This window comes from Persicitalea sp. (assembly GCF_041751555.1).
GTDB lineage: Bacteria > Bacteroidota > Bacteroidia > Cytophagales > Spirosomataceae > Persicitalea.
In genome coordinates this window covers 1-3,879 of record NZ_JBGSXF010000052.1, presented here as the reverse complement: position 1 = coordinate 3,879, position 3,879 = coordinate 1, and the positions used below count along the sequence as shown (strand labels likewise).

The 3,879-nt window shown below is 51.5% G+C and carries 5 protein-coding genes and 1 pseudogene; 3 read left to right on the top strand and 3 right to left on the bottom strand.

The features are described 5' to 3' along the window. A partial coding sequence (locus tag ACEW8P_RS01685) for a gliding motility-associated C-terminal domain-containing protein (RefSeq protein ID WP_373511379.1) occupies positions 1-1,300 on the top strand: 1,300 nt, incomplete at its 5' end. A gap of 25 nt (positions 1,301-1,325) precedes the next feature. Here the strand turns inward: ACEW8P_RS01685 and ACEW8P_RS01680 are convergent. Together ACEW8P_RS01680 and ACEW8P_RS01675 are read right to left on the bottom strand one after the other, a co-directional pair. Further along, a complete protein-coding gene (locus ACEW8P_RS01680) occupies positions 1,326-1,607 on the bottom strand; it encodes a type II toxin-antitoxin system HicB family antitoxin (protein ID WP_373511378.1) in 282 nt (93 codons plus the stop codon). Positions 1,608-1,609: 2 nt separating this feature from the next. Next, positions 1,610-1,780 carry a type II toxin-antitoxin system HicA family toxin gene (locus tag ACEW8P_RS01675; protein WP_373511377.1) on the bottom strand — a complete coding sequence of 57 codons (171 nt, stop codon included), beginning with the start codon at positions 1,778-1,780 and terminating at the stop codon, positions 1,610-1,612. Between the two features lie 123 nt (positions 1,781-1,903). Between ACEW8P_RS01675 and ACEW8P_RS01670 the strand changes: the two genes are divergently transcribed. After that, complete coding sequence (locus tag ACEW8P_RS01670; protein WP_373511376.1) at positions 1,904-2,347, top strand: DUF4920 domain-containing protein; 444 nt, start codon at positions 1,904-1,906, stop codon at positions 2,345-2,347. A gap of 18 nt (positions 2,348-2,365) precedes the next feature. Here the strand turns inward: ACEW8P_RS01670 and ACEW8P_RS01665 are convergent, their stop codons facing one another. After that, entirely contained in the window at positions 2,366-3,433 is a 1,068-nt protein-coding gene (locus tag ACEW8P_RS01665; protein ID WP_373511375.1) for a mechanosensitive ion channel family protein, read from the bottom strand. A gap of 235 nt (positions 3,434-3,668) precedes the next feature. Here ACEW8P_RS01665 and ACEW8P_RS01660 point away from each other — a divergent pair. Next, a pseudogene (locus tag ACEW8P_RS01660) lies at positions 3,669-3,879 on the top strand (alpha/beta hydrolase); the annotation flags it as partial.

Below are 3,879 nucleotides of genomic sequence, written 5' to 3'. Positions count from 1 at the left end.
TAAAATCCAGTCGCAATATACCTTCGACAAACCCGGCGAATACACTATAACGTTGCGAGCCTTCAATCGGCTGACTTGTAAGAAGGTCGATGTGGCTACGCGCAAAATTGTGGTCAGAAGCCTGGATATTTTGACCAAAGGGGACACGACGGTTTGCCAAAATGTGGCGGTGCCGCTGTCGGTCAAGGGCGGCGCAGAATGGACCTGGACACCCGCGTTGAGCGTGGATAACCCCAAGAGCGCGACGCCCATTGCCAAGGTGAAGGAAACCACGGAATTTAATGTAGAAGTGAAGGATCCAGCCTCCGGCTGCGTGGTGAATAAGAAAGTAAAGGTGACGATCGACGACCGCAAGCCCGATTTCCTGGCGGGAACCGACGCCACGATTTGTCCCGGTCAGTCGGCCCCGCTGACCGCCTCAGGCAGCGCCACCCGCTTCCGCTGGACGGTTGATCCGACGCTGAGCGACAGCGTGGGCAACAAAATCACCGCCTCGCCAACCGTGACTACGACCTATACCGTAGAAGCTGAATATGGCGATGGCTGTAAGCCCAAAAAGACAGTGACTGTCACGGTGGAAAATAATAAACCTGATTTCAAAGTAACGCCCGCCCTCCTGGTGTGCGCGGGGGCCAAGGCTGAACTCCGTGCCTCGGGCGCGGCTACGTCTTACGTCTGGAAAGGTGACTCGACGCTCAATCCTACGACGGGACCGGCGGTGACGGTGTCGCCCGTCTTTACCACAACTTACACCGTGCAGGCGCAATACGCCGATGGCTGCAAGCCCGAAAAGCAGGTAGTTGTGACGGTGGACCGTGCCCACGAGCCGCTGTTCGACATCTCTCAGGCCGGAGAAGCCTGCAACGAACCCGTGAAGTACCAGTTTCTGAACCGCACTCAAAACGCCGACCGCTACGAGTGGAATGTAGGCACGGGGCCTATGGTGACCAGTTCAGATATCAAAGACCGCAGCTACGAACAGCCTGGCCAGTATGTCGTCACGCTGACGGCCTATAACAAGGCGGGTTGCGCCCTGACGGTATCCAAAACCCTGAACGCCGCGCCACCGCTGGTACTGCCAAACGTCATCACGCCCAACGGTGATGGAAAGAACGATACATTTATGCTACCCGTGACCGGGAGTTCGTTGCAGGTATTCAACCGCTGGGGCAAGGAGATTTTCAAAGCCGACGACTACCGAAATGATTGGGGCAAAGGTTTGACTAATGGCACGTACTTCTACGAAATCGTCACGCCGCAGGGTAGTCGTTGTAAAGGATGGGTACAGGTGTTGGAGTGAGTTCTTGACGCGGGGGCATTGCTTTTTAGGAGTTAAGCAACTGTGGAGCGGGGATTTCCAGATAGGTGATAAGGTCGGTTAGCTCGGCAATTGGTTCTTCATCCTGAACATAGTGAGACAATCCCTTTGAAACAGGGATTTCTTCTCCCATCTCAGCTAGCCCTTCCAAGTGCACTTCCAACGCATCCCGCATATTTTTTAGCGTTACCTCTACAGTCGAACCTGTTGCTACACAACCCTGGACATCGGGCGAATAAGCGGCGAAATTATTTTTTGCTTTTTGGATTACTACCAAGTACTTTTCCATAATTATTTTAGTCCGGCCTGTTTTAAAATACTATTTTCAAGAAACGCTGTCAAATCATCGCTTGGTTTTCCATTAATAGTTACTAACCCCTTCTTATTAAAATGCTTAAACTGGCGATGACTGCCTTTCTGTCGAGCCTGGTACCAGCCATCTCTTTCTATCAACTTAATCATCTCTTTAACTTTCGTAGAAGGGATTTAATTCTAAAAATAGCAATTGTTCTTAGCATCTCAAAGCAGCATAGTCCATATCTCAACCATTTTTCACCAAGTATCTTTTCAAAAAATATAATCTTTATGAAGAACGCATTCGCACTACTCCTTTGCTTTACGCTCGCTTTCCAGGTACGGGCTCAGGAAAATTTTGGCAAAAAAATGAATGAGAAATCGGCCATAGAAGCCAGCCAACTACCTACCAAGATGGGCGATAAGGAATCTATGAATACCAAAGTGACAGGCACCGTGGAGTCCGTGTGCCAGGCGAAGGGCTGCTGGATGAAAGTGAAGATGGATAACGGCGAAACCATGCGCGTGACCTTTAAGGACTACGGTTTCTTTGTCCCTAAGGATATAGCTGGCAAAACGGTCGTCGTCGAAGGCGTCGCGCAAAAGAAAACTACCCCTGTATCCGAATTAAGGCACTACGCCGAAGACGCCGGAAAAAGCAAGGCAGAAATCGCACAGATCACCGACCCGAAGAATGAGTTGGCCTTTGTAGCCGATGGCGTGATTGTGAAGTAAACCGTCCGATCTATCTGGTTAGCGACGGTCGGGTTTTTCCTCATCAGACTTCGGCGCCCGATCATAGGATTCTGGCTTACTCTCCGCTTCTTCCTCTTCTTTCTTCGCTGCCATCTGAGCTTTCCAGCGGGGTTGCGTCGAACCATCTTTCGGCGCGGGCCAGCCTTCGCGTTGTTTGCTGCGATTGCCTTCGGTAGCCTCGGTCTGATCGTGGAAAAGATGTACCTCCGTATTGTAGGGCATGTCGATATGAGCTTCGTCGAGGGCGTCCTTGATAGCACGAATGACTTTGGCTCGGACGTGCACTACGTTGGCGCGGCTGCTGTGCGTCCACCAACGCACCCGGATGCTGACCCAACTCGCGGCTAGATCCCAGGGAAATGTCTCAACGCCGGGGTCGGTTTCTACCTCGGGAATAGCGTCCACCGCTTTGCGAATCACCTCGCAGGCCTCCTCGATTCCGTCGCCGTAGCCAATACCCACGTCGTACTCGCTACGCCGTTTATCGTGGGCGGTTTTTACAAGGACAGAATTGGTGTAGATGTCGCTGTTAGGAATCACCACCCGCTGACCATCGTAGGTCTTGATTATCGTGGCGCGGGTTTCGATGCGCTCGACGGTACCTTCATAATCGTTTACTTCGATCTGATCGCCATTCTCGAAGGGCTGCCGCAGCAGGATGAGTAACCCAGCCAGCCAGTTTTGCAAGATATCTTTGAAGGCGAAACCAATCGCCACCGAACTGACGCCCAGTCCAGCGATCAGGTCGCCGGGGTCGAGGGAGGGGATTACAATCGTGGCTCCCAGCAGGAAGCCCAGCACAATAATAACCCAACGCACGAAGCCGCCAAGTACATCGCCGAGGTTGTCGCGCTGTTTCTTGGAGGTGCGCTGTCGAATGATCTTTCGGGCCAAATAGCCCAAACCGTAGAAAAGGGCGACAACTACGACTGCCACGACAAGATTAGGAATCATTCGGACGAGGCCATCGACCCATTTATCGACTCGCTCCACGGCAGTACCGAAGTTCATGTCTATTTGTTGCGGAACATCTTTCAGACGAGCAGAGTCAGATTGTAGAAGCATCTATTGAATGATTAGTGGTGACGGGTTCCGGTGCGCCGGAGCGATCCGTGCGATGATGAAGGGTTTGCTTACGTAGTTAATAGCCAGTAAAGCTACCGGAAAAGGCTTGAACCAATTACTAAAATATCATGCCCTAAGTGAAAGGGTGATTAAATCCCCCAGGCTGAATGAGAATAGTAAGTCGGGTAAATACCTTGTCCGTTTAGCTTTTTGCAAAAAACCAATTTTGAACAAAATGAAAAAACTACTTAGCCTCGTGACGCTAACCGCGCTATCTTTTGCTACTCTGGCCCAAAACGAAACCATCATATTGTGGCCCGCCGAAAAAATTCCGAACGCCATTCCCAACTCGGTGGAAGAAAAGACTACGAACAACGGGATGTTGCGCATCAGCGGCGTGACCGTTCCGTCGATGACTGCCTACATTCCGGCAAAGGACAAAGCTA